Source organism: Bradyrhizobium sp. SZCCHNR1002, from assembly GCF_032381435.1.
In the GTDB taxonomy this organism is placed as follows: Bacteria; Pseudomonadota; Alphaproteobacteria; order Rhizobiales; family Xanthobacteraceae; genus Bradyrhizobium; species Bradyrhizobium aeschynomenes.
Genome location: NZ_JAUHIS010000002.1, coordinates 753,212 through 773,338, shown reverse-complemented (window position 1 = coordinate 773,338; position 20,127 = coordinate 753,212). Strand labels below are relative to the sequence as shown.

Annotated in this window: 27 protein-coding genes and 1 pseudogene; 15 read left to right on the top strand and 13 right to left on the bottom strand. The window is 61.5% G+C overall.

The genetic code is table 11. The annotated features are described in order from the left end of the window. Positions 1-64 precede the first annotated feature (64 nt). Entirely contained in the window at positions 65-748 is a 684-nt protein-coding gene (locus QX108_RS16025) for an XRE family transcriptional regulator (protein ID WP_315786996.1), read from the bottom strand. Positions 749-1,065: 317 nt separating this feature from the next. On the opposite strand from QX108_RS16025, the gene QX108_RS16020 reads away from it, so the two are divergent. The 12 genes and pseudogenes from QX108_RS16020 to gmk form a co-directional block, all read left to right on the top strand. After that, positions 1,066-1,404 (top strand): helix-turn-helix domain-containing protein, encoded by a 339-nt coding sequence (locus QX108_RS16020; RefSeq protein ID WP_315799580.1) that lies wholly within the window; start codon positions 1,066-1,068, stop codon positions 1,402-1,404. 12 nt (positions 1,405-1,416) lie between these two features. Next, complete coding sequence (locus QX108_RS16015; protein ID WP_315786994.1) at positions 1,417-2,193, top strand: ATP-binding protein; 777 nt, start codon at positions 1,417-1,419, stop codon at positions 2,191-2,193. A gap of 41 nt (positions 2,194-2,234) precedes the next feature. Continuing rightward, complete coding sequence (locus QX108_RS16010; RefSeq protein ID WP_315786992.1) at positions 2,235-2,858, top strand: hypothetical protein; 624 nt, start codon at positions 2,235-2,237, stop codon at positions 2,856-2,858. Positions 2,859-2,970: 112 nt separating this feature from the next. Then, on the top strand, positions 2,971-4,104 hold the full coding sequence (locus QX108_RS16005; RefSeq protein WP_315786990.1) for a hypothetical protein: 1,134 nt from the start codon (positions 2,971-2,973) through the stop codon (positions 4,102-4,104). Next, positions 4,088-4,351, top strand: coding sequence for a hypothetical protein (locus QX108_RS16000; RefSeq protein ID WP_315786987.1), 264 nt, complete (start codon positions 4,088-4,090; stop codon positions 4,349-4,351). The genes QX108_RS16005 and QX108_RS16000 overlap by 17 nt, the downstream gene beginning before the upstream one ends. Positions 4,352-4,359: 8 nt before the next feature. Beyond that, positions 4,360-4,989 (top strand): MT-A70 family methyltransferase, encoded by a 630-nt coding sequence (locus tag QX108_RS15995; protein ID WP_315799579.1) that lies wholly within the window; start codon positions 4,360-4,362, stop codon positions 4,987-4,989. Then, a complete protein-coding gene (locus QX108_RS15990) occupies positions 4,979-5,350 on the top strand; it encodes a hypothetical protein (protein ID WP_315786983.1) in 372 nt (123 codons plus the stop codon). The genes QX108_RS15995 and QX108_RS15990 overlap by 11 nt, the downstream gene beginning before the upstream one ends. After that, positions 5,350-7,299 (top strand): DEAD/DEAH box helicase, encoded by a 1,950-nt coding sequence (locus tag QX108_RS15985; RefSeq protein ID WP_315786981.1) that lies wholly within the window; start codon positions 5,350-5,352, stop codon positions 7,297-7,299. Before QX108_RS15990 ends, QX108_RS15985 begins: the two co-directional genes overlap by 1 nt. Positions 7,300-7,311: 12 nt before the next feature. Then, positions 7,312-7,578: a hypothetical protein gene (locus tag QX108_RS15980; protein ID WP_315786980.1), complete on the top strand. Its 267-nt coding sequence runs from the start codon at positions 7,312-7,314 to the stop codon at positions 7,576-7,578. Next, entirely contained in the window at positions 7,559-7,915 is a 357-nt protein-coding gene (locus QX108_RS15975) for a DUF6511 domain-containing protein (protein ID WP_315786978.1), read from the top strand. The genes QX108_RS15980 and QX108_RS15975 overlap by 20 nt, the downstream gene beginning before the upstream one ends. Before the next feature lie 11 nt (positions 7,916-7,926). Beyond that, positions 7,927-10,449: a bifunctional DNA primase/polymerase gene (locus QX108_RS15970; protein ID WP_315786976.1), complete on the top strand. Its 2,523-nt coding sequence runs from the start codon at positions 7,927-7,929 to the stop codon at positions 10,447-10,449. Between the two features lie 118 nt (positions 10,450-10,567). After that, positions 10,568-11,209 (top strand): annotated as a pseudogene (gene gmk, locus QX108_RS15965) (guanylate kinase); the annotation flags it as partial. A gap of 1,278 nt (positions 11,210-12,487) precedes the next feature. On the opposite strand, the gene QX108_RS15960 reads toward gmk, so the two are convergent. The 6 genes from QX108_RS15960 to QX108_RS15935 are packed head-to-tail and all read right to left on the bottom strand — an operon-like array spanning position 12,488 to position 14,503. Continuing rightward, on the bottom strand, positions 12,488-12,937 hold the full coding sequence (locus tag QX108_RS15960; protein WP_315786973.1) for a transglycosylase SLT domain-containing protein: 450 nt from the start codon (positions 12,935-12,937) through the stop codon (positions 12,488-12,490). A gap of 11 nt (positions 12,938-12,948) precedes the next feature. Beyond that, on the bottom strand, positions 12,949-13,296 hold the full coding sequence (locus QX108_RS15955) for an HNH endonuclease signature motif containing protein (protein ID WP_315786971.1): 348 nt from the start codon (positions 13,294-13,296) through the stop codon (positions 12,949-12,951). Next, on the bottom strand, positions 13,293-13,520 hold the full coding sequence (locus QX108_RS15950; protein ID WP_315786969.1) for a hypothetical protein: 228 nt from the start codon (positions 13,518-13,520) through the stop codon (positions 13,293-13,295). The genes QX108_RS15955 and QX108_RS15950 overlap by 4 nt, the downstream gene beginning before the upstream one ends. Positions 13,521-13,522: 2 nt before the next feature. Next, a complete protein-coding gene (locus tag QX108_RS15945) occupies positions 13,523-13,774 on the bottom strand; it encodes a hypothetical protein (RefSeq protein ID WP_315786967.1) in 252 nt (83 codons plus the stop codon). 44 nt (positions 13,775-13,818) lie between these two features. Continuing rightward, positions 13,819-14,109 carry a hypothetical protein gene (locus QX108_RS15940; protein ID WP_315786965.1) on the bottom strand — a complete coding sequence of 97 codons (291 nt, stop codon included), beginning with the start codon at positions 14,107-14,109 and terminating at the stop codon, positions 13,819-13,821. A gap of 13 nt (positions 14,110-14,122) precedes the next feature. After that, positions 14,123-14,503: a hypothetical protein gene (locus tag QX108_RS15935; RefSeq protein WP_315786963.1), complete on the bottom strand. Its 381-nt coding sequence runs from the start codon at positions 14,501-14,503 to the stop codon at positions 14,123-14,125. 450 nt (positions 14,504-14,953) lie between these two features. Between QX108_RS15935 and QX108_RS15930 the strand changes: the two genes are divergently transcribed. Then, complete coding sequence (locus QX108_RS15930; protein ID WP_315786961.1) at positions 14,954-15,814, top strand: hypothetical protein; 861 nt, start codon at positions 14,954-14,956, stop codon at positions 15,812-15,814. Positions 15,815-15,817: 3 nt separating this feature from the next. Here the strand turns inward: QX108_RS15930 and QX108_RS15925 are convergent, their stop codons facing one another. After that, complete coding sequence (locus QX108_RS15925) at positions 15,818-16,114, bottom strand: hypothetical protein (RefSeq protein ID WP_315786959.1); 297 nt, start codon at positions 16,112-16,114, stop codon at positions 15,818-15,820. Positions 16,115-16,313: 199 nt separating this feature from the next. Here QX108_RS15925 and QX108_RS15920 point away from each other — a divergent pair, with 199 nt between their 5' ends. Continuing rightward, entirely contained in the window at positions 16,314-16,691 is a 378-nt protein-coding gene (locus QX108_RS15920; protein ID WP_315786957.1) for a hypothetical protein, read from the top strand. Beyond that, a complete protein-coding gene (locus QX108_RS15915) occupies positions 16,691-17,341 on the top strand; it encodes a hypothetical protein (RefSeq protein WP_315786955.1) in 651 nt (216 codons plus the stop codon). The genes QX108_RS15920 and QX108_RS15915 overlap by 1 nt, the downstream gene beginning before the upstream one ends. A gap of 995 nt (positions 17,342-18,336) precedes the next feature. Here the strand turns inward: QX108_RS15915 and QX108_RS15910 are convergent. From QX108_RS15910 to QX108_RS15890, 5 genes are all read right to left on the bottom strand, one after another. Continuing rightward, positions 18,337-18,657 carry a hypothetical protein gene (locus tag QX108_RS15910; protein WP_315786953.1) on the bottom strand — a complete coding sequence of 107 codons (321 nt, stop codon included), beginning with the start codon at positions 18,655-18,657 and terminating at the stop codon, positions 18,337-18,339. Between the two features lie 118 nt (positions 18,658-18,775). Beyond that, on the bottom strand, positions 18,776-19,051 hold the full coding sequence (locus QX108_RS15905; protein ID WP_315786951.1) for a hypothetical protein: 276 nt from the start codon (positions 19,049-19,051) through the stop codon (positions 18,776-18,778). 10 nt (positions 19,052-19,061) lie between these two features. Then, positions 19,062-19,313, bottom strand: coding sequence for a hypothetical protein (locus tag QX108_RS15900; protein WP_315786949.1), 252 nt, complete (start codon positions 19,311-19,313; stop codon positions 19,062-19,064). 11 nt (positions 19,314-19,324) lie between these two features. Continuing rightward, on the bottom strand, positions 19,325-19,660 hold the full coding sequence (locus QX108_RS15895) for a hypothetical protein (protein WP_315786947.1): 336 nt from the start codon (positions 19,658-19,660) through the stop codon (positions 19,325-19,327). After that, on the bottom strand, positions 19,657-20,124 hold the full coding sequence (locus tag QX108_RS15890; protein WP_315786945.1) for a hypothetical protein: 468 nt from the start codon (positions 20,122-20,124) through the stop codon (positions 19,657-19,659). Before QX108_RS15890 ends, QX108_RS15895 begins: the two co-directional genes overlap by 4 nt. Between the last annotated feature and the right edge of the window lie 3 nt (positions 20,125-20,127).

Here is a 20,127-nt window from a genome sequence, read left to right as displayed (position 1 = left end):
GCTACAGAGTTATATCCGTTTCGTCAACGGATATAACGGCAGGACATGGCGGATAATTTTAAGGTCAGGCGAGTTCACAACTTCCGATGATGCGATCCAGCGACTTAACCTGGGCGCGAGGTAGTTCGACAATAGTACCGTCGCTCAGCATGCGGACGGTGATCTTGTCGATCGAGATCGTCACCACTTCGCGGATCGCCACGCGGTTGTCCGTTTGTCGAACCACGGCGAAGCCTCCGTGGACCACTTGCTTGTCGGGGTTGACGATCACCACCTCGCCCGCTCGGAAACGAGGAGCCATCGTATCGTCCGGAACAGCGATGCAATACACGTCGTTGGTCAACGGCATGACGAAAGGCGCTCTGCGCGAGTTCTGGAGTGCAAAGAAGCCATCGGGGTCGGTAAGGCCGGTCTGGTAGAGGCTGATCTGCTTCATCACGAGAGCGACGGGCTCAACGTTCTGTGCAGCAATAGCAGTTGCAGCAGTTCTGGGAGTGTCCTGCTCGCCAACTAGGTAGGCATAGTCGCAATCTAGGATCGGGGCGAGCTTGATCAGCCCCTCCTTGGTTGGGTTGAGGGACTTGCCCGAGAGCAGATCGTTCACATAGGAGAGGCCGAGCCCAGCTCTTCGGGAAAGCTCGTTGCGCGCAGTCTTCATCCGCGCAACTCGCTCAGTAACGCGCTCTTTGATGATGTCGAGTTGTGGATGCACTCGATGCTTGCGCTCGGGCTTAACGGCCTTCGCCATAGTTCCATCCTCTGTCCGGCCGATACGCACTACCATATTCGTCGTCCTTCAATTCTTGAAGACGAGCGGCAGGCTTTTCAAAAGGTTTGAAGCACCTAACCCGTCAATTCATTCGCTGAAAAATCACACATTGCACTCTCCGGTGCATTTTATCCGTTTTATCCGTTGACCAGACTCGATACGTCCGTTAGATAAAGTTCAACGGCATCAGCGGAACGTTACCGCTGATTCGGCATAAAGCCGGAAAATCGACGGATGTCAAGCTGCGGCAACGGATAAAAATGACTGAGCTATCGAGGCAAGAGCTTGTGGTTAAAGTGGCCGCGCTCACTGCCACCATTGAAGACATGCGCCGCTCCATGGTGCTCGCGGGCTCCTTGCCCCCGGCCTGGAGGCTGACCCCGAAAGAGCGCGACCTGTTCCTGGCGCTGATCGCCAACGAGACCGTCACAAAGCCGATGGCGATGGTGATCCTCTACGGGGCCAATGAGGACCGCCGCGAAACCCATTCGGTCGATGTCTTCATATCGCGCATCCGGCGCAAGACCGAAGACCACGCCGTCACCATCGAGACCATCAATCGCACCGGCTATCGGCTGGTGGATCGGCTCGTATGGGCGAAGACCTTGAAGCTCGACACTACCGTCGCGCACTAACCGGGGAGCCGAATGGCAATCTCACTCAAGAGTATCAAGAAGAAGACGGCGGCCGAGTTGCAGCCGATCTTCACGATCTATGGCGTGCCGAAGGTCGGCAAGTCATCGCTTGCTGCCGAGTTTCCGCGTCCGATCTTCATTCAGACCGCAGAAGGCGAGAGCGTTCCGGCGGGCGTCGTTGCGGAAACGCTCGAAGTCCGCAACTACGCGGAACTGTGCGAAGCGATCACCGTGCTCGTCTCCGACGACCACAATTACGGCACGGCGATCTTCGACTCGACCACGGGCCTGGAGAACATCATCCGCGCGGAGGCTTGCGCCCGGAATGGTTGGAAGAACATCGAAGACCCCGGCTACGGCAAGGGTTACAAGATCGCCGCTGGCATCTTCCTCGAATACATCGACGGCATCATGACCCTGCGTCGTGAACGCAATATGTCGATCGTGCAACTCGGTCACTGCGATATCTCGCGCTTCGATTCGCCCGCGACCGACCCGTACTCCCGCTATCGCATCAATCTCCACAAGGATGCGGCGGATATCGTCGAGGCGAACAGCGATGTGATCGCGTTCGTCAACTTCAAGGCCAGCATCAAGAAAGTCGATGCGGGCTTCAACAAGCAACTCACCCACGCCGAAGGCGGCGGCACCCGTTGGATGTTCCTCGAAGAGCGTCCCAGCCACATTGCGGGCAACCGCTTCGGCATGCCGCCCGAACTGCAATTCCGCAAGGGCGAGGGATACAAGGCGCTCGCCAAGTATCTGCCGCCGGTGCCGGAAGCCGCCTGACACCCTTTCCATCAACGCCATAGCATCCAAGGGAGCAACACATGGCAGACTTCGGCGTAAACCTCAACGACGTGGACGCAGCTAACAGCAACGCATCAGGTGGTGGTGGTCCCATCATCCCGCGCGGCCGTTACGGCTTCCAGATCGTCGAGGGCGAGATCAAGCAAAACTCGAAGAAGAACGGCGACAACTACGCGTTCAAGGCCGAGTGCACCGACGAAGGTCCGTACTTCAAATCGTTCGTGTACGGCACCATCGTCCTGTCCAACCCCAGCGCCTGGGCGCAGAACAACGGCCACGCACAGTTGCAGGCGCTCGGCATGGCGATGGGCTTCGCGAAGGGTGAGTTCACCAACACGGACATGGCGCTCTATCAGCCGTTCGTCGCCGATCTCGACATCGAAACCTACAAGAAGGACGGCCAGGACAAGGAACGCAACGTCTTCGCCGCGTACATTCACGAGGGTAACGCTCACACCGAGCCGCCGTCCGAGAAGGCCCCGGCCACGGCCGCTGCGAACGACAACAACGCCGCACAGACCAACGCGGCGAACAACAACCAGCCGAACCCCTCGACCGCTCGCCAGACGCAGAACGGCGGTTCGGCTCCGTCCACCGGCGGCGCGGCAGGCGGCCGTGCGATGCCTTGGAAGCGCTCCGCTTAACGGCGCGCTGACCTTAAGCCGGGGCTTCGGCCCCGGCTCCTAACTCTCTCCCTCCCAACAGACTGCAGTCTGCCCAACGCGCCCTTCGGCGCGAACGATAGAGGTTTGCCCGATGGCCGAGTTTCCGGTCCTCCACAATCCGACGACGGCCGCGATCTATGAGGCTTACGCGAAGTCGCGCGCCCAGGCTTGGGACGCGATGGGCATCTCGATCTCGTTGCTCGGCGAGGAGTGCGAGCGAGCCCTCTGGTACGCCTTCCGCTGGGCTTCAAAGCCGGAAGTCATCGACGGCTTGAAGGCGATCACCTTCGAGACCGGCGAAATCGAAGAAACCCGTCTGCTCAACGCGCTGCGCATGATCGGCTGCGAAGTGGACGAAGTTGACAGTCGCGGGAAGCAATACCGCGCAAGCGCCATCGCCGGACACGTTCGCGGCAAGATGGACGGAAAAGTGCTTGGTCTCCCCGAAGCGCCGAAGACTTGGCACATCGTCGAGTGCAAGTCGATGAAGGACACCTATTGGGACAAAGTGAAGAAGCACGGCGTTCGCGAGGGCTACTTCTCCCATTGGGTCCAGCTCAACACCTATTGCCATCTCTTCGGCTTCGAGCGCGGCCTCTACATCTGCCGGAACAAGAACACCGGCGAGGTCTACAGCGAACGCATTCACACCGACCACGTCGAGGCGATCCGGCTTCTTGAACGCGCTGAGCGGATCGTCAACTACGCCAATCCGCCGATGAAGCTGCACAACGACCCGAAGGCGAAAGCCGCCTTCAAGTGCCGGACCATGTGCAGCCACAAGGCGATCTGCCACGACGGGGAGTTCGCACGCGTGTCGTGCCGGTCGTGCCTGCATGCCACGCCTGAGCATTTCGGCGACGCCGCGTGGTCCTGCGCGCGCTGGGGCAAGCCACTCACCCTCGCGGAGCAGAAGGCCGGGTGCCCGGCTCATCTCTTCATTCCGACGCTCGTGCCCGGCGAGGTGATCGACTCCAGCGAGAAAGAAGAATGGATTCTCTACACGCTGCGTGACGGCCGCGAGTGGCGTGACGGCTCCAAGCCCACGACTCGCTATTGGCACCATCCCGAAAGTTGCTCCGTCTTCACCACGCAATCAGACGAAGCGGACCCCCGCGAAGGTGGCGGCGCGGACGCAGTGCTGGTCGAGGAGATCACGGCCGAGCAGTTCGAACAACTCAGCAAGCACTACACAACCGGGGAAGTCCATGACGATGTTTACTAACCGCGTCCGTTTCATCACTGCCAAGCACCGCCAGTGTAAGTTCTTCCTGCCCGGCGAGAGCGGCGCGCATGGCTTCGTCTGCGGAGAGCCGACCGCAATTGATAGGTCGTTCTGTGACCACCACCACGCACACTGCTTCAAGACCCTCACGCCAGTCAGCCGCGCGACGGCTCGGTTCGATGATCAGTCCGTAGCCGAGATCGATATCGAGGACGCCGAGCACGAGCTGACGGAGTTGGTCTGGTGAGGATGCCGTTGATCTATGCCGACCCGGCGTGGACCTTCGAGACGTGGTCGGAGGAGGGCAAGGAACACTCGCCCGAGCAGCACTATGACTGCATGACCCTGGAGCAAATTCAGGCGTTGCCCGTTGCCGAGATCGCCGCCGAAGACTCGTGCTGCCTCATGTGGGTTGTCGATCCGCTGCTTAAGCAGGGCATCGAGACCCTTGAGCGGTGGGGCTTCAACTACGTCACGGTGGGCTTCTACTACGTGAAGCTCGGTCGTGCACTGAAGCCGCATCTCGGTATGGGGTATTGGACGCGCGCCAATCCCGAGATTTGCATCTTTGGCACTCGGGGCCGCCCGCAGCGCAAGGGCAAGGGCGTCGCACGCTTGATCCTCGATCTGGATCACGAGGAGCGGACGCTACTTCAGCCGCGCGGTCAGCATTCGGTGAAGCCGCTCGAAGCTTATTCGCGGATCGAGCGCCTTGTCGATGGGCCTTACCTCGAAATGTTCGCCCGGTACGCACAACCCGGCTGGCACCAATGGGGCAACGAAGTGGGCAAGACCGGCGGCGTCCCGAACCTCTTTCACCTTCCGGGCTTTCCCGCACGGGCGGCCAACGACAACTCACTCTTCGGGGGCATCAATGTCGCTTAAACATCCGCTCGACATTCTCAGCGCGCACTTTACCGACGTGCAGCGCCAGGGCATGACGCCAACGCCCGGATGCGGCGCGGGGCTCGTTGAGGCCGCGCTTGCCCGCGCCGGGCTCACCATCATCTCGACCGACGTAGTCGCAGCGCTCGCCGCCATCGTCACGCATGGCAGCGCGAACGTGTGGCAGGTATCGTCGCTTCTGACGCGGCTGGGCCTTGCCAAGATCGTTCCGTATGACCCGGCGCGGCATGACGCCTACGGCGCGGAGATCGAGGAAGGCGCGGAGTATCTTGAGTATTCGGACGCTCTGAAGTTGGCGCTTCGCAAGTCGGCGCAGACGTTGCACGGGGCGATGCACTGATGCCCGTCAATCTCCGCGACTATCAGCGCAAGGCTTGCGACGCGCCCTATGAGTATTGGGCCGAGAAGCCCAAGGGAAACCCTCTTATCGTCGTCCCAACCGGCGGCGGCAAATCCATGATCCTGGGCACGATCTGCGAAGAGTTCATCGGCATGGAGCCGACGACGCGCATGATCATGGCGACGCACGTCAAGGAGTTGGTGCAGCAAAACTTCGAAGAGCTGTTGGGCATCTGGCCGTTCGCACCGGCCGGTGTCTACGCGGCTTCGTTGAAGCGCAAAGAGGTGCACAACCAGATCACCTTCGGCAGCATTCAATCGATGTTCCGAGTGGCCGAGAAGTTTGGCCGCATCGACGTTCTCTTGATCGACGAAGCGCATCTCGTGCCGCCGGATGAAGCCGCCATGTACGGCAAGTTCATCAAGGCGCTTCGCGCCGTGAACTCTGACATGCTGATCTTGGGGCTAACCGCCACGCCCTACAGGCTCAACTCGGGCATGCTCACCGAAGGCGACGACGCGCTGTTCGATGACATCATCTATGAAATCTCGATCAAAGAACTGATCGATATGGGCTACCTGTGTCCGCTGGTCTCGAAGGCCACGCAGACGGTGTTCGATCTCAAGGGCGTTGGCCGGTCCGGCGGCGACTTCAAGATCGGGGCGCTTCAGGCTGCTGTCGATAAGCATCCGGTCACGGAAGCAGCCGTCAAGGAAGTGATCGCATTCGCGAACAGCAACGAGCATCCGCGCAAGTCGTGGCTGTTCTTCTGCTCGGGCGTGGAGCACGCCTTGCACGTCCGCGACGAAGTCCGGCGTCACGGCTATTCGTGCGAGGCAATCCACGGCGACACCGATGACGGGGATCGCGAGCGCTGGATCAGGGAGTTTAAGGCGGGCAAGATCACGGCGCTCACCAATGCGAACGTGCTGACGACCGGCTTCAATGCGCCGCGCACCGATCTGCTCGCGATGTTGCGACCGACTGAATCCACTGCGCTCTACGTCCAGATGGTCGGCCGTGGCACGCGCTGCATGGGCAAGGACATCCACGAGTCGATCCGCAACGGTAAGTCTGACTGCCTGGTTCTCGACTTCGCGGGCAACGTGCGGCGGCATGGTCCGGTCGATCAGGTGAAGGTGCGGAAACCTGGCAAGGGCGGTGGTGAAGCGCCGGTCAAGGAATGCCCCGAGTGTCACTCGCTGATCTTCGCGGGGCTGCGCGAGTGTCCGGACTGCGGCCACGCGTTCGAGCGCGATGTCGAGAAGAACATCAAGCAAACCGCCGACGCGGTGCCGATCCTGTCCACCTCGAAGCCCAATTGGGTGAAGGTCAACCGGCGCACGTTCTATCGCCACGATAAGCCCGGTGGCACCCCGAGCGTCCGCGTCGAGTACATGTGCGGCTTCACGGTGCACAAGGAATGGATTTGCCCGGAGCACAAGGGCTTCGCTCGGGTGAAGTTCGAGAAGTGGTGGAAGGAACATGGCGGCGGCGATGACGCGCCGTTTACCATCAACGACACGCTCACGCAGGCGAGCAAGAAGGTGCTGCGCGAGACGACCGAGATCATGATCCGCGCCAACGGTCGGCACTATGAGGTGATCGGCCGGAAGCTCGGCTCGCCCGGCGTCTTGACGCAGGACAACTTCGTTTCGGTGCAGCCGTCACGCGAAGAGATCGTTGCTCGGAACTATGAACTCAACGGGAAGCCGGAGGAGGCGGCCCGCTACCGCGCCCAAGTCGCGGCAAGGCAGGCGACGGCGAACGACAATGCTCGGCCGACGATGCCGGGTGTGAGCCGCGCGTCGGCGGCAAAGGCGTCGATGCCTGGGCATGCAAAGCCGGTGGCGCAGCTTCGCACGAGCGCCCCGTGGACCGCCGAAGACAAAGACGTGTTCGCCAGCACTTGGGGCAAGCACGATTTCGACGACGATATTCCATTCTGAGGGGACGGGCACATGAGTGCACCAAACGCAAAGCGGGTTCTTCGCCGCAACGAGATTTATGTGAAGCTCTCGAAGTACTGCGATGGGCAGGGCTACCGCTATGAGCCCATCATCGGCGGGAGGCACCACTACATTGAGGTCTTCATCGGCGAGGGGAGGCCCGTTCGGATGATCTTCTCGGCGAGCGCTAGCGACTACCGCGCCGCTAACAACGCTCTCACGGTGCTCAAGCGCCTCATTCGCGAACGTCAGGCGAGCAATGACAACAACAAGGTTTGATCCCGAGCCGGTTTGCTGCGGCGTCTGCAAGCGGCTGGCGGTCGGGATTGGATATGCGCCGAAGCAGGGCAAGCCTGTTCTTTGGCTCTGCACGGATGCGACGTGCATCTCTTTGGGGGAGAGTGTTTTCAAGATGGCACCGAAGACTCTGAGCGCTCACGAGCTATTTGCGCTCGACGAAGCTGGCGAGGCCGCTGGCGCATACCTCGAAAGCATCGGCAAGTTCGATCTCACGCAGTTGTCTCAGGCTGAGTGGTCGCAGTTCCTGAAGACGGTTCTCAACACTTATGGCGAGCGCATGCGCGCGCGCCTGCTCTCTCACACTGCTCCGTTCTGAAGGCTGCCGTTATGTCTGAATCTCCATTCGCCCAGGTCGGCCCGACGCTGTACGAAAAGGGCTACTCGCCGATCCCGATCATGCCCGGCAACAAGGTTCCCGGCCTCATGGTCGGCGATGAGTGGCGCATGTTCAAGGGCTGGAATGAGTTCTGCGTTGAGCGGCCGTCGCAATTCCAGATTCACCAGTGGGCCAAATGGCCGGACGCGGGTGTGGGCATCGCTTGCGGCCGTGGCCTGATCTGCATCGACATAGATCAGGAAGAGATCATCGAGCCGCTGCTCGCGATCCTGCCGGTGTCCTATGTCCAGAAGAAGGGTCGCAAAGGCATCTCGCTTTTCTATCAGGGCAACACGGACATCATCCGTTCGAAGAACTACCGCACGCCCGACCGCGTCGGCCTTGTCGATCTGCTCGCCGAAGGTAAGCAAACGGTCCTGCCGCCCTCCATCCATCCCGACACTGGCGAACCCTACTATTGGTGGACCGACGAGACGCTGCTCGATGTTGGCCTCGCTGCTCTGACCGAGCTGCCGAACGATATCGGCGAGCAGATCGGCGAGTTGCTGCGCGCGTTTGGCTATGACCCGGACGGCGACCGGGCGCCGGACCCGGCCGGTTCCGACCATCCGGACACGGTGAGTAGCCACACCTCGAACTTCTTCCGGAAGCTCAACGAGGACGCGCTCGCACGGATCGATGCGTGGGCACCGAAGCTCAACCTCCCGAAGGGGCGCTTCCTTGGCCGCGTCTATCGCGCCGTGGCTCCGTGGCGCGCCTCGGGCTCGGGCCGCCCCATGAGCCGCCGTTCGGCGAACCTCTCGATCTCGCCGGGGGGCATTGAGGACTTCGGCACCGGCGAGAGCTTCACGGCGCTCAACGTCGTGATGAAGACGTTGCAGATCCCCGACTCCGAGTTGGACGCGGCCGTGCAGTGGCTCGGCGGCTGCCTGGGCTATGACTTCTCGCCGAACATCACCCTGACCATGGGGCCGAAGACGCTGGCGATGCTGGCGGCACGTGAGGCCCGTGAGCGCGGCGAGGAGCCGCCGGTGCGCTCAGCGATCGAGGAGGCATTGACGCCCCCGCCGCATCCCGAATGGCACCCCACGGTCATCCCTGGGGCCGTGGAGCGGCCCGCCGGCGGTGACCTCGCTGCCTACCTCACCACGCCGCCCAGCGAGCCCGCTGCGGCTCCTGCGGAGCCCGCCGGTGAGTTGGCTGGGGAAGTGAAGCCCAACGCACCGGAGACTCCCCCAGCGTCGTCTATGGTCGAGCTGGAGGCCCTTTGCCGTGGCATCCCCGGACTCGTCGGCGAGCTGGTCGAATGGATGGCGTGTTCGTCGTCCAGTCCGTCGCGGCCGTGCGCCCTCGGGCCTGCTCTGCTTTGGGTTGGGACGATCGCGGGCCGTCATCAGGCCGGGCCCACCGATCTGCGCACCAACCTCAACGTGGTGACCCTGGCACCGCCTGGTTACGGCAAGGATCACGCGCGGCAAGCGCTCTACCGGCTCGCGACGAAGACGGGTCTGTTCCGCTTCATGGCGCCGGAGAACTTCCTGTCGGACTCCGCGCTTCGCAAGACGATCGAGCAGAACCCGGTCATGATGTCGATGATGGACGAGTTCGGCGGCTTCATCGGCAAGATCATGGACCGGCGGGCCGGGGCGCACCAATCGAACTTGCGCCACATGATCCTTCAGCTCTTCACGACCTCGAACAGCGTCTACACGGGGGCGGCAGCCGCCCAGGAACAGGCGACGCCGATCCATCAGCCGTGCTTCTCGATCTATGGGACCACGACGCCGCATGACTTCTGGCCGTCGATGTCCGGCCGGGGCGTCGGGGACGGCTTCCTGCCGCGTTGGCTCGTGCTGCCGATCTCGGGCAAGCCGTTGCTCGATCAGCCGATAACGCAGCCCTATCAGCCGCCGGACCGGATCGTCGAGGCGAGCCGTGCTGTGTTCAAGCTCTCGCGCCGTGGTGCCAACCTGCCGGACATGGCGTCGCAGCCGGTGATCAACCCGATCGTTGCCGAGTGGGGCGGGGACGGCTTCGAAGCCTTCAAGTGGTATCGGCAGCACTTCGCGAAGTGCTCCGAAGAGGCAAGCGAGGACAGTAAGGTTCTGTGGACCCGCTCGATCGAGATCATGTTGCGGATCGCCCATATCGTGGCGATCGGTATCAACCCCGAGCGGCCGATGCTCACGGACGATTTGGTCGATTGGGCCGGGCGGCTTACCGAGCTTTCGACCAAGTCCTGCATCGTCGAAATGAAGGATCGGCTTGCCTCGAACGATAAGCAGGCGGAATACCTGTTCGTGCGGCGGCTGATCAAGGAAGCTGGTCAGGCGGGGATCACCACGGTCGCGCTGAAGCAACAGATCAACGGGCTCTTCGATAACGCCCGTTACGAGTCGATCATCAAACAGCTTCAGGACGCAAATCAGGTGCATGGTCGGATGGCGACGGGGCCGAAGGGAGGACGCCCGACGTTTCGCTACTTCGCCGCCGCTGCGGCGCAGCAAAGGTGACTTTAAGGGGCAGCCTGTACCCTTGTGAATAGTGCGGATAGTCCGCGGCAATTACACCGCGTGCGCTGCGCTCGTGCCACCATCAGAGCCTGATTCGATTGGAGAGCGGTCGAGATCTATGGCAGTGGACGACGGGATTGAACGGCGTGGGCTAATGTTGGTGCTGTCGGGGCCTTCGGGTGTCGGTGTCACCACGCTATCGCGCCTTCTGATCGAGCGCATAGGCGGGCTGCGGCTCTCGGTCTCGGTGACGACGCGCGCGATGAGGCCCGGAGAGGTAGACGGTCGCGACTATCATTTCGTTCCCCGCGCAGCATTCGAGGACATGGTCAAGCGGCAAGAGCTGCTAGAATGGGCCACCGTGTTCGATAACCGGTACGGGTCGCCGCGCGCGCCAGTCGAAGCGGCGCTCTCCGCCGGGGAGGACGTGCTATTCGACATCGATTGGCAGGGTACGCAGCAGTTGCGAGAGAAGGCACGACAGGATGTCGTTAGCATCTTCATCCTGCCGCCCTCGACCGCCGATCTCCAGAAGCGTCTCTACGCGAGGGCGCAAGATTCCAATGAGGTGATCCGCAAACGCATGAGCGGCGCCAGCCGCGAAATGAGTCACTGGGCGGAGTACGATTACATTGTCGTCAACCGCAACCTCGACGAGGCGTTCGCAGAGGTGCAGTCGATCCTGAGGGGGGAGCGTTTAAAACGCGAACGGCGCGTTGGATTGACCGATCAAGTCCGAGCTCTCCAGGCTGCGGTCGAGGAAGACGTAAAATCCACGCCTGATGTTGCCGCGATCAATGTAGCCCCGGTCGGCACTTCGACGACCGAAGTTTCCAGCGCTGACGGGGGTACCGACGTGACGGCTCTGAGCGCGCGCAGCCAAGCAACGGTGACAGGTGGCGCTCTCCCATTGGGCGAATTTCGGCTGGATGTCTCCCAAGGGGCCCCCTCAACTCGAGCCGACACAACTCAGTTGCGGGTCGACTCCTTTGAGTCGCTGCAAGCCCGGGTTGCTGTGTTGGAAGCCGTCTTAGCAAATCGACCGCCCGGGATGGGTCACAACCGAGGCCCAGACATTGACGATGGGCTGAGTGTCGACGAAGCGGAAATTCGGACCTTTATTTCGCGCCTAAAGGACCAGCGAGCGACCACACCGGTTGACCTTCCAAAGCTGACCGAAGCAGCCCAAGTTGCCGATCCAACAGTCAACAAGTGGCGAGAGCGAACGGATGAGTTTGCGAAGGGTGTATTGAAGGGTGGGGGATTTGCCGCCGGCAAGGTCGCTGTCGAGAAGCTCGCGCAGGCTGCGTGGGTTCAATCTGTTTATTCAGCTCTGCAAGCCGTATTCGAAAGCCTCGTACATTGGCTGAACCTTTTTTAGTGTCATCCCTCGAGTCATGCGCCGAAACCACTCTTGCGTCTGTTGCTGCGATTCGTATGCACCTACTTTGAGCCGGCCGGAGCGAGCCCTAAAATACGGCGACGAGGGATCACCCATCATCATCGGTCGCCGCTGCTACAGCGGATTGGACCTCAATACTGCTCGGCAGGTTGTCGAAAACTAGCCTGCCTGCCTCGGCCGGCGCAGGCGTATCGATCCACAAATGCGGGACGGGCGCAGCATTCCCAAAGGCGAGGGCCTTCGTCGGCGACGTGCCTTTCACCGCCGAGATCACAGGCGCTTCACAAGTGAGGGAACACGCTCCCATGAACGTGGCGAACACCAGCGCGAGCAGCTGCACTATACAGCGAAGTCGCGACCGGCTCCTCTCACTGGCATAGTGGCGTAGTGCGATTGCGCAAATCTGACTGTCTGTCGGCCCCAACAACGTCTCTTCAGAACTACTAAGCGCAATGGCCAAGGCCAGTGCGTCGCCCTTGCTAATCACTTTAGATCGTCTCCTTGCGCCGTCTTTGGGCCGGCCGTGCCCCCCGGTGGTTAATGCCCCAGATCGATTGTTAGAGTACAATAATACCGCGATGTATTTCCGTCCAAGACCACCCGTCAATTGGAAAAGGACGGAAATAGTCGGCAAGGTTATGGAAACGTGTCGGCCGCCGCACCGCTCGAACGCACGTTGGCCGCACGCAGAACCTTGCGGCCGTAGGCAGTGCAAGCAGGCCGCCCGTAGACCCCACGTTGATAGAGGCTGATTCCTGCGCAACCACTGCCGGCGCGGCTGATGGCGATCTTCAGATACAGAAGCCCCGCGCTGAGGCCGGTGCTGCAATCGTATAGATTCCCCGTCACGCCTACGGACCGCGCGGTAGCCGGCTTGACCTGCATGATCCCGCGCTCACCGGCGCGGCCAGTGAGGCGGCAGTTATAGTTGCTTTCGACGCGGATCACAGCATGAACAAGGCTGCGCGAGAGCCCGTGCCGATCTGCGGCCGTATTGATCAACTCATCCAGTTCGGACCCAGCGGATGCGGGCACGGCAGTAGCGATCACGCTCGCGGCAGCGAGCGCGCTGATAAGGCGCGTCATGTCCAGTTCTCCTAAGCCGCGATCTCTTCGTAAGCGAAGCGACGGGCTTCGTCGCGGCGACGCTGATTTTCCTTGTGCGTCACCATCTCCAGATGATCCGCATTCACGCAGCGGCGTGTGCGGCAGCGATGATCGAGTTGCTTGCGGGGAGGGATCGGACCGTGTTCGAGCACGTACATCACAATATGGACGGCCATGGTGCCGCCATCGAGACACATCCTCGGATAATCCTTCCCTCGCCCGGCACTCCCCGATGTAGGCCCTGTCCAGATGTGACAGGGTGTATCGAGCACCGTTCCTTGCACGATCTCGACGCGAGACATCACCTTGTCTCGGATGCGGTCGCGGCGCGGGCTCATTCTGATAGCCCTATCTGCGCCTCATAGCGCGCCTGCCGTTGTTTGAACATTTGAATGTGATAGGCGCGGTTGCCCGGCGTGTCCGCCGTGGAGTAGTTCACGCGTGAGAGCGCGTTGCGAGGCAGGCCGTCTTCGGTCCACGTATGGAGCAGTTCCGTGAAAGGATGGCCATTAGCGGCCATCCGGGGCACGATCTTCACTTCGACGTTGGTGAGCACGCGCATGATCAGGCGGCTTCCTGATCGGTGGTGACTCCTAGGGCCGCCAGTTTCTCGTCCACGACCGCGATCTGCTGCTCGAAGATCAGCTTAAGCTCTGGGCGAAACTTCGAGGCGATGTCGGGCCGCACATCAGTGTTGCCGACCTTGACCGGGTGGCCTAATTCGGCCTTGGTCACCAGCGAACGCAGATAGTCGCGTTCCTTGATCAGCTCCGCGACGGCGGTAAAGTCATTCAGTTTCATGGTCAGCAGTCCCATGTGATCCAATCCATAGGCGCAGTGTTGCAGAGTGGGGAGGAGGCTCAGGCAGCTATGGCGGGGGTGAAGACGTGAGCGGCGGGGAGGCGCTTGCCGAGCGCCTTGGCACCGGCGGCGGTGACGCAGAAGACGCGCATGGAGCCGAAGTCGCGCGAGGGGTCGCGGACCATGTAGCCCTTGCCGACAAGCCGTCCGGCCACTTCGATGTCGCTGCCGTTGTCGTGGCAGGCGACGTGGTTGCGGTTGATCGAATTGCCGTGCTCGAGTCCGAGCGCCCGGCGCGTGAGCATCATCTCGTTGTGGGTGAGCAGGAAGGCGGTGGTGGTCTCGGTCATCGATCTCGCCTCCTCAACCGAACAGGGCGTTCTGGTCGGGGTGCAATGCCCGCGGCGCGGAGCGGCGCGGCTTTGCGGTGGCGGGCGGGGGCAGCTCGACCGGGGTGAGGCTGTCTTTGTGGCGCAGGACGTGCGCCGTCATGCCGCTGACGTTCTTGCGGCGGTCGGCCAGCTTGACCAGGGTGCCGGTCTTGACCAGCTCCGAGACGCGGGGGCGGATCGCCAGGACGCTCTCACGCATCTGCGTGGCGATCTCGTCAGCGGTCAGCCGGTAGCCGTTCGCCATGAGCGCGGTGATCGCCGCGCGCAGCTTCGAGGCCCGCGTCACGATCCGCTTGGCGGCATCCTCGGATGCCCCGCCGCCCTTCGATCCCGGCGTAGTCGGATAGCTCATAGGCAAAGTTCTCCCGTTCGCGCTCAAGGCGCGTTTGTCAGACCAGCGATGGCGATGGTTGGTGTCCCTACCTGCCGCCGAGTCGGCGGCGACCACGGGGGCATGGATATATCCTTTATATCCGTTTCGCAAGAACTTTGTGAGGGATGTAGAGGATGGACAATCAGGTCAAAAAACGGATATGCGCCGGGCGACCTCCGTGCAGTCCGTTATAGGAATTGCAAAAAGTCACAAGAATAGGAAATGGGTTCCCAAAAAACCTCGGGGGTTTTTTTGAAAACCTCCCGCTATACAGGTTGCAAAAACGGGGTTTTCGGGGTTTTAGGTTTATGATGTATAGCTCTAGTATTCTTGTTATTATAGAATGATAGAATATATTTAAGAATACGAGAGCATATACATAGAAACCCAAAACCCCGGAAACCTCCCCAGCGACGGACGTAAGAACGGATGAAATTCAAAAATGAGATCGAGCTGTGGGTGACCACGCTGGGTGGCATCACGCTGCCGAGGGAGGGGATGACCTTGAGCGCCTTCGGCGCAGCTCTTCAGGTCGCGCCAGATCGAGCCGAGAAGGCGGCCCGGTATCTCCACCGCAAGCGGCTGGTCTTCGTCTCCAAGATCGCCGGACACGTCCGCATCCTCCCGGCAGATACCGTGCGCCGCCGTGGCCGCCCTAACAGGGGAGTCCCCGCCAAGCCGAAGCTCGACCCCAGGCTTGTCGGCCTGCTCTCGCGTGCCCATCCGATCTTCCTGTCGATGAAGGAGTTGCGCCGGGACATGCCGACCGACTGGAGGGATCGCCCCGAGTTGCGGGCCGCGTTGGCAGAGCAGATTGCGACCGAGAGCGACCGCATCATGAAGCTCTGCCGCCGCTTCATGGCCGCCAACGGGACGCACATAGCGGGCCTCCGTGAGGCGCTGTGGCTCGATCAGGCGGAGATCATGCCCCTCGTGGCCGAGAGGCACCCAGCGTTCGCCCTGGGCTTGCCTGGGGCCGCTCCCGAGCCGGTGGTGGACAGCCAGGCCAAAAGGGTCGGAAGGGGCCTGAGCCCCCAGGATCGCGTCCTGGCCTATGTCCGCGAGGCGGGTCCGAACGGCATCACTGTCTCGGACATCAGTTTCAATTTCGGGAACAGGCTGAAGCGCCCCGTGCTCAATGACATCGTCGCGACCCTGGAGAGCGTCGGGCAGGTGATCGTGGCCGAGTGCCGCATGGCATCGCGCGGACGCGTGGGCGTCCGCCTGTTCGATCCCGTGCACGGTGAGCCCATCATCCTGCCGGACGGGCGGCTAGTCCTGGCAGGCTAGGCGCTAGCGTGGCTCTTCGGTCTGTTCGTAAAGGTCGATGTCGCCAATGGCCTGCACGATCAGATCGCGCAGGGCGATCAGGGTGTCGCGGGCTCTCAACGCCGATCGACCGGCCATGTACGGACCGGCAGGCGGAAGATCATCAGCCGGTGATGCGGAGATGCCTACCCCTCGCTGACCCGTACTGATTTCGGCTATGCGCCCGCCGTTGACGCCGAAGTATGCGGCGATGTCGTGCTGGCGATCTCCACGCAGCAACATCCCCTTGACCGTCGCGATCTCTGCTTCACTCAATGCCATGTCGTCGTCCTTTCCGACGAATCAGTTGAGCAGCAAAGCTGGCACAACTCGGCGGGAGGGGTGAACAAACGCACGACTTATCCCGCCTATTCACAGAGCGGGTGCGTAGTCGGACTATCCGGTACTAACCGGATTGTAAGACGCGGACGGTGACCAGATCAGTCTCTTGCGCGGCCGGTCTCCGCGCCACCATGCGAGCATGGAAACCCGCGTCGTCAACACCATTCCCGAGTGGCGCTATCAGGCCGCCGTCATTGCCCGCCTCCACGACATGGAGGACCGTGGCTTGCCCTTCACATGCGCCGGCGACATGAACCGGGCCAAGCGCAGCCGTCGCGAGCGCATGGAGGCCAAGGTCACGGGGATGACCGCCGGTGAGGCCGACGTGCGGGTCTACATGTTCGGCGGCCGTCTGCTCTCGATCGAGCTGAAGACACCCACCGGCTCGCGCTCGAAGGCGCAGAAGGATCGGCACAAGAAGCTGATCGCGCTCGGCTTCACCATCGTCACGCTGAAGGCCGACACCCCCGAAGAGATGGCCGACATGGTCGAGCAGATCGTGCGGGACCATCTCTGATGCAACTCACGCTGAAGCTCGACGACGCGGAGTGGCGCAAGCGCATCGAGCAGTTGCGCACGAGCAGCGTCAACACGGCGACGGCGAAGGCCCTCACGTTCACCGCGAAGGACGCCCAGGCTGCCTTGAAGGCCGAAGTGCCCGGCCTCTTCGTGCTTCGCCGCAACTGGATTCTCACGGGCATCCGCATCCGGCCTGCCAACGGCAATAAGCTCACCGCCGTCGTCGGCTCGATAGACAAGTACATGGAGCGCCATGTTGTCGGCGCTGGCGCGGACAAGCACCCCGATAACAAGCTGTCGATCCGCAGTAGGCGAGACCCATCAACCGGACGACTCGCCACCGGCGGCATTCTGATCAAGCCCTATGGCTCGATCGCGAGCGCGCCGATCCATACGGTGGTGCGCCGCCAGTTGAAGCGCATGGATGGGCAGAAGAAGAAAACGTTCCAGGTGAAGGGCAAGGACGGGAAGGTGTTCGTCGTCCGCCGCAAGGGGAACGCGAAGAAGCCGCTCCAGACCCTGGCCGTGCTCCAGAACGAAGCGAAGATCGCAAAGGTGTGGGACTTCAGGGGCACCGTGTCCGGCGTTGTCCAGGCACGCTTTCCGCAGCACTTCTTCCGCGCAATCCTCGGCGCATCGAAGCGGTAGAGGGTCCATGAGCGAATCGACTCCCACCCCCCTCGATCGGCGAGGCTCAATGAGCAGAACGACTCCCCACCCCCCCTATGGGCTTTGACCGCATGCGTGTCCTGATCATCGCGCTCGCGGTGGCGACCTCGGTGAGCCCAGCTATCGCCCAGCCGGAAGCTCGCATGGTCGTCGCACGCGACGTTGCCGTGGACCGCATCGAGATCGAGATTTCCGATTATGCCACCGACTACGCCGCGCTCGATGGCCCCAAGCACCGGCCTGCTATGGATCGATGCGCCACACTTCTGCGCTGGGGCGGATGTGAGGGCAGGGATCGTCGCAGGCGCTATCGCGCCGATCATCAGCTACATGCGAGGTTGGGAAATCGAGCGCGTCCGCTCGTATTGTCTCGCGAAGCGGTGGGAGCTATGGGAGGTTGGCGTGGACCTCGCGGCCCTCCGCTAACAAAGACCTCGCGCGGGGAAAAAAATTTTTTTCGCAGGTGCTTCTCGCGGGAGATCGACTCTCCCGATTCCTCGATCCGGCAACTTCGATCGCTGGCACATGCCCGGCAACATTATTACGGCCGGATCGGGCTGAAAAATCCTTCTCACACGCCTAGAGGGTCGTCGGACCATGGGCGCTTTGGACGCCTCGCGCCGCGCCAGCGCGCGCCGCCTAGCACGGTCCCGACACACGGCCGCGACTACACGACCCCGCAACGGGACACGCGCCAGCGGCCTCCTAATGACTTCCTGCCCGTGGTCGCAAATCGCGCGCGGGACCGCGTCACAGCGCCCTAGCGGTTGCTGATTAGTCGCCATGGTGCGACGCCTTGTCACAGCCTTGTGAACACGCGCGCGCGTTCGATCGCGCCGCAAACCGCACGGCGGACCGTAGCGCGCGCGACTATGGCCGCGCGTCATCGGCTGATTCCCTCCTATCGATCGCGTCCTAAGCGCATAGCGAAACGGCCGCACAATCGAGGCGCGGCCGTTCTTCCTATGCGCTAGCTAGATCCTGCATGCGGCTGATAGCGGGAGTCCGCGTTTGAGCATGACAAAGAACGGGGCTTGTTCGTTCGGACGGCGGACTAAGAGCGCGTCAAATCCCGCGCGACCCGCTGGCATGCGAGAAAGCAGGTAAGCAGGCTTTCCCCATACGCAAAGCGGCGTTAGCGCCTCGCGCGCGGCACCGTCTCCGAAGCGACCGTCAAAAGCCTCTAGGTTTGCGTCTGTTGGCGCTTCAATGATCTTGTTCACGTCACTAGCGGACGGTGCCGCATAGGCGGGACAGGCGAGCGCGACCAATGCCGCGCAAACGAGATGCTTCATTCCGGTATCCTCTCGACTAGGCCGCGCCGTGCGGCCTTCCCAACGCCTTAAGGCGGACGTCCGCTAGGAGTCCGCCGCAAGGCTTCTATGGTGTGGTCCGGCTATGTGCAGGCGAGCGTCATTCGTTTGCGTATGCGCATTCAATCCGCTTGCCGGTGTGGTCACATACCAGCTCGGAGTCTTCCCAATTGATCACGCAACCCACGACTCGCCACCCATCGCTAGACCTGTCGCGGATCGATGCCAGAATGTTGCGGCGTTCGGCCTTTGCCGCGTCGAATGACAGCGCGGCACCGTCGCTAGTGACGAAATAGAGGGGATAGCCACCGGGCCAAGCATACGGGCCATTTCGGACAGCGGCGCGGAAATCGGAAATCGAGTTGATAGCAATCATCTGTCGCGCCTCAATAACGGACGTTGGCAAACATGACGGTGCAGGACCGATACGGACGAAATTCCCACATATCGCCATTCACGTAAGAACGGCCGCGAACGCCGCTAAGCCCCATCGCGGCCTTTGCTCGCCGCATAACAGCACGGTCGGAAAGGCCGCACGGCAATTCCAGGGTTTCGCGTTTCACCCACGCGTAGTTAGCCTCGCCTCCGAACGTATCGGTATACTCAACTTCAAGAGTGTAGGTTTCGGGTTTGGTCATGGTCGGAGTCCTTAGCTCTTGATGCCGAACAAGCGGCAGATACGCGAACGGCTTGCGTCTGTGACGTGGTTGGGAATGTGCAGCGCGCGGGACTCGCGTACCCCCTCGAAAAACTCGCGCGTGCCATCATTCCATTGATAGAAGCAAATCCAGCGGACGGAGCGCGCGGGATAGCTGTCCGGCTCGCAAACGCCGCACCATGACGGCCGCGCGTATTCCAAGCCAATCCGGATTGCGTCGCGCAACGATACAGACTCGACCACAAAGCCGATTTCGTCCGCCTCGCAAATTTCGTCCGCGTCATCGTGCGGCAGATAGCGCTCAAAGGTGACGGAAAAGCCGGTCATGCAATGCCAACCTTTCCGGCTTCCGTGTAGAACAAATCAACGGAGGAATGGCGGCAAGCGTCGCTCAACTTGTCGCCAACCTCGCCGAGTCCACGGTCCCAAAACCCGCAACCGTGACCGTTGCGCGTGTACCAATAATCATTTCCCGCACGGTCCGCGTCATAGCGTGGCGTTTCGTAAGCAGCCTCTAAGAGTGATTCGTTGTCCCGCTGGAAAGCCTCGCAATCGGCGATGATTTCGGCGAGCGCTTCCGGTGTGAGATCATCAAACGCGGCATCCCCTGGAATGGTCCCGTCCGCGCGTCCCTCCTCTTGCGCTTTCTGGCACTCCGGAGTGTGCCATTCGTCCGAGTCATAGGCGGGACTAGTTTCCGTGAAAAACATTGCTTCGATATAGCCGCGCGTGAACGCGTCAAGCTTCTCAAAGGCGCGGTAATCGTTCACGTTCAAGATAAATTCAGGCATCTG

Excerpts from the sequence above, each read along its gene's own strand:
- QX108_RS15915 (WP_315786955.1), top strand. The coding sequence starts at position 16,691 with ATGCAACTCACGCTGAAGCTCGACGACGCGGAGTGGCGCAAGCGCATC.
- QX108_RS15960 (WP_315786973.1), bottom strand. The coding sequence starts at position 12,937 with ATGACGCGCCTTATCAGCGCGCTCGCTGCCGCGAGCGTGATCGCTACT.
- QX108_RS15980 (WP_315786980.1), top strand. The coding sequence starts at position 7,312 with ATGAGTGCACCAAACGCAAAGCGGGTTCTTCGCCGCAACGAGATTTAT.
- QX108_RS15940 (WP_315786965.1), bottom strand. The coding sequence starts at position 14,109 with ATGACCGAGACCACCACCGCCTTCCTGCTCACCCACAACGAGATGATG.
- QX108_RS15945 (WP_315786967.1), bottom strand. The coding sequence starts at position 13,774 with ATGGGACTGCTGACCATGAAACTGAATGACTTTACCGCCGTCGCGGAG.
- QX108_RS15895 (WP_315786947.1), bottom strand. The coding sequence starts at position 19,660 with ATGACCGGCTTTTCCGTCACCTTTGAGCGCTATCTGCCGCACGATGAC.
- QX108_RS16025 (WP_315786996.1), bottom strand. The coding sequence starts at position 748 with ATGGCGAAGGCCGTTAAGCCCGAGCGCAAGCATCGAGTGCATCCACAA.
- QX108_RS15935 (WP_315786963.1), bottom strand. The coding sequence starts at position 14,503 with ATGAGCTATCCGACTACGCCGGGATCGAAGGGCGGCGGGGCATCCGAG.
- QX108_RS15930 (WP_315786961.1), top strand. The coding sequence starts at position 14,954 with ATGAAATTCAAAAATGAGATCGAGCTGTGGGTGACCACGCTGGGTGGC.
- QX108_RS15950 (WP_315786969.1), bottom strand. The coding sequence starts at position 13,520 with ATGCGCGTGCTCACCAACGTCGAAGTGAAGATCGTGCCCCGGATGGCC.
- QX108_RS15890 (WP_315786945.1), bottom strand. The coding sequence starts at position 20,124 with ATGCCTGAATTTATCTTGAACGTGAACGATTACCGCGCCTTTGAGAAG.
- QX108_RS15955 (WP_315786971.1), bottom strand. The coding sequence starts at position 13,296 with ATGAGCCCGCGCCGCGACCGCATCCGAGACAAGGTGATGTCTCGCGTC.
- QX108_RS15975 (WP_315786978.1), top strand. The coding sequence starts at position 7,559 with ATGACAACAACAAGGTTTGATCCCGAGCCGGTTTGCTGCGGCGTCTGC.
- QX108_RS16010 (WP_315786992.1), top strand. The coding sequence starts at position 2,235 with ATGGCAGACTTCGGCGTAAACCTCAACGACGTGGACGCAGCTAACAGC.
- QX108_RS15985 (WP_315786981.1), top strand. The coding sequence starts at position 5,350 with ATGCCCGTCAATCTCCGCGACTATCAGCGCAAGGCTTGCGACGCGCCC.
- QX108_RS15910 (WP_315786953.1), bottom strand. The coding sequence starts at position 18,657 with ATGAAGCATCTCGTTTGCGCGGCATTGGTCGCGCTCGCCTGTCCCGCC.
- QX108_RS15925 (WP_315786959.1), bottom strand. The coding sequence starts at position 16,114 with ATGGCATTGAGTGAAGCAGAGATCGCGACGGTCAAGGGGATGTTGCTG.
- QX108_RS15900 (WP_315786949.1), bottom strand. The coding sequence starts at position 19,313 with ATGACCAAACCCGAAACCTACACTCTTGAAGTTGAGTATACCGATACG.
- QX108_RS15920 (WP_315786957.1), top strand. The coding sequence starts at position 16,314 with ATGGAAACCCGCGTCGTCAACACCATTCCCGAGTGGCGCTATCAGGCC.
- QX108_RS15905 (WP_315786951.1), bottom strand. The coding sequence starts at position 19,051 with ATGATTGCTATCAACTCGATTTCCGATTTCCGCGCCGCTGTCCGAAAT.
- QX108_RS15970 (WP_315786976.1), top strand. The coding sequence starts at position 7,927 with ATGTCTGAATCTCCATTCGCCCAGGTCGGCCCGACGCTGTACGAAAAG.
- QX108_RS16015 (WP_315786994.1), top strand. The coding sequence starts at position 1,417 with ATGGCAATCTCACTCAAGAGTATCAAGAAGAAGACGGCGGCCGAGTTG.
- QX108_RS15990 (WP_315786983.1), top strand. The coding sequence starts at position 4,979 with ATGTCGCTTAAACATCCGCTCGACATTCTCAGCGCGCACTTTACCGAC.
- QX108_RS16000 (WP_315786987.1), top strand. The coding sequence starts at position 4,088 with ATGACGATGTTTACTAACCGCGTCCGTTTCATCACTGCCAAGCACCGC.
- QX108_RS16005 (WP_315786990.1), top strand. The coding sequence starts at position 2,971 with ATGGCCGAGTTTCCGGTCCTCCACAATCCGACGACGGCCGCGATCTAT.